Source organism: Paraburkholderia sp. RL17-373-BIF-A (assembly GCF_046030175.1).
Classification (GTDB): domain Bacteria; phylum Pseudomonadota; class Gammaproteobacteria; order Burkholderiales; family Burkholderiaceae; genus Paraburkholderia.
In genome coordinates this window covers 1-214 of the sequence record NZ_JARESO010000582.1, presented here as the reverse complement: position 1 = coordinate 214, position 214 = coordinate 1, and the positions used below count along the sequence as shown (strand labels likewise).

The following is a 214-nucleotide window of genomic DNA, read 5'->3' as shown; positions in this document are numbered from 1 at the left end:
CTATTGAAACGGAACGATTGCCCGGGCGCTCAACCGAGAAATCTGCATCGAGGATTCTTCCATGAAGATCGACCACCGCTTGTGTTACGGCGTCTTCTTTCTGGTGGCTGCTGATGCTCTTGCAAACCCGCTCGATGAGCAGTCCAATAAAAGCCGTCAACAGGGTGATCGTCGCAGTCACTGTCCCACGTGAGCGTGAAATATCGAAGTCCCC

At 53.3% G+C, this 214-nt stretch carries 1 protein-coding gene; it reads right to left on the bottom strand.

The window, feature by feature from the left end; all coding sequences use genetic code 11:
• Positions 1–181, bottom strand: a 181-nt coding sequence (locus tag P0D80_RS51840; RefSeq protein ID WP_408296873.1) for a hypothetical protein, incomplete at its 3' end; no start/stop codon positions are given.
• Positions 182–214 lie beyond the last annotated feature (33 nt).